General features: G+C 68.2%; 1 protein-coding gene. It reads right to left on the reverse strand.

What is annotated here, in order from left to right:
- Window positions 1-1,772 (reverse strand): IS1634 family transposase (locus ABDV69_RS21290; RefSeq protein WP_343577808.1); only part of this gene is annotated, 1,772 nt, incomplete at its 3' end.
- Between the last annotated feature and the right edge of the window lie 272 nt (window positions 1,773-2,044).

Raw genomic sequence — 2,044 nt, forward strand, 5'->3', positions numbered from 1 at the left:
GTGCTGTTGGTTTCGGGCCATGGTAGTGCGATGTCGAGGTGGGCGAGGATGAGTCGTTGCACGGTGGTGAGCCGGTCGAGGACCAGCCCGCTGGTGGTGTAGGTGGCGTGCAGGTCGGTGAAGGCGGTCAGCACGGCGCGTGCGGTGGGTATGGCGTCGCGGTGTTCGGGCAGGATACCGGCAAGTGGGGTGTTGGGGCCCAGGGCGGCGCGTAGGCCGGCTTCGATGAGGCCGTAGATGAGCAGGGCGATGCCGATGACGGCGATCAGCGCGTGGATGCGGTCGTCGTTGTGCAGGAAGACCGGCCGCACGCGCAGGGTTTGTTTGAGGTCGCGGTGGCGTTGTTCGACGATCCACTGGTCTTTGTAGATGTCGAGCACATCGAGGGCGCTCAGCTGCCGGCCGGGTGGGTCGGGCAGGTTGGTGGCCAGGGCGTACAGCCCGTCCAGCGCGCAGGCGGCGGCGATGGCCTTGTGGTTGCGGTGCCAGGCGATGGTGGGTTTACCGTTGGCGGCCACGCCGGTGGTGACGGTGATCAGCTCGGCGATTCGGTGGCCGATGATGGTGGCGACCCGGTCGTCGACCTGTTTTTTGGTTTTGTAGTGGCGCCCGCCCAGGCCGTTGCGGATGCGGGTGAGCGCGTCTTCGGCTTTGGCCAGGGCGCGTTGTCGGGCGGCGGCCACGGAGGTGGCCTCCTCGCTAGACCAGATGTAGGCCACCCGCAGGTGGTGGGTGGCAGCGGTGTCGTTGTCGGCGACGTCACGTTGGCGCAGCACGCCTTTCCATGTGGTGCGCTCGGATTCGGGCAGGCGGCGTTGGCGTTGCGGACAGTGCTCGAGGGTGGGCAAGGTGGGCAGGCCGCCCTCGACGTCGGTGCTAAACCACGCGGCCCAGCCGGTGTCAGCGCGCAGCGGCACCACGAACCGCATGCCGGCGGCGTCGGCGGCGCACAGCCGGCCCAGGTAGCCCAGGCCGGAGTCGGCCACACAGATGACCCCGGGCGGGGCCAGTGCGCGGATGCGCTCGAGGGCCTCGGCGAAACACGGTGCCTCGCCCGACGCCCCGGGATGGCCCCGGTAGTAGACCGCAACCCCGGTGCGGGTGGACACCTGCATGGTCTTGATTTGGCGGGCGATGGTGCGCTCGGCGGCCCACCCCTTCTCGACCAGCGCCGAACCCTGATAGCCGCCGGTGAACCGCACCGCGGTCATGTCCAGGTGCAGCCGCGACAGATCGGCGCCGCAGCGGGCCGCGGCGGCCAACGCCAGCTCACCGCGCACCCGCTCCGCCACGGGCGCCAGCGCTTCTAGCGCCCGGCCCAGCCGGTCGTCGTTGAGCAATCCCGCTGGGACGCCGAACAATTCGGCCATCGCCGCGCTGGACGCCCAGCCCGCCACGTCATAGAGCGGGGCCGGCGCGCACAGCCGGTTGGCCACCAGCGCCGCGATCACCTCCCCGTGGGTCAGCATCGCCCGGCCCCGCATCGGGGCCGTCGCGTCGATGAGTTCCACCAGCCCCAACCGGGCCAGATAATGCGCCACCAACAGCAGCGGCCCGACGTGGCGCCGTGTGCCGGCCGGGGGTGGATCCAGCCGGGCGAAGGAGGCCGCCAGCTGCTCGAGTTGGCCCGACGCCTTCAGCTCGTCCTCGCGGCCCAGCGTGCGCAGCACCCGATGCCGCACCTGGCCGGACTCATCCCGGTAGGCTTCGACCAGCCGCAAGTACACGTAGCGTTTGCTGCCCTTGACGACCGCGTGGCGCTTGACGTACATGTCGGACCCATCCCACTTCCCTTGAGGTTGGCCCTACGTTATCGCACCGGAACAGGAATTACAAGCATGTAATTCAGTGTGTCTCCGTTATCACCGGCTCGCATGATTTGGCCCTACACGATCGTGTCATGCGCCTATCTCTCGGCGCACCGACCAGCGCCCATCAGAATCGAATATTCAACTCTCCCAATGGATTGCCACCACACCGCGACTCCATAGCTCGCCCTAGAAATCAGGCATTACGCTCGATCAGTGCGGAAAACGGGCCTAGC

It is taken from the genome of Mycobacterium sp. (assembly GCF_039583785.1).
Classification (GTDB): Bacteria; Actinomycetota; Actinomycetes; order Mycobacteriales; family Mycobacteriaceae; genus Mycobacterium.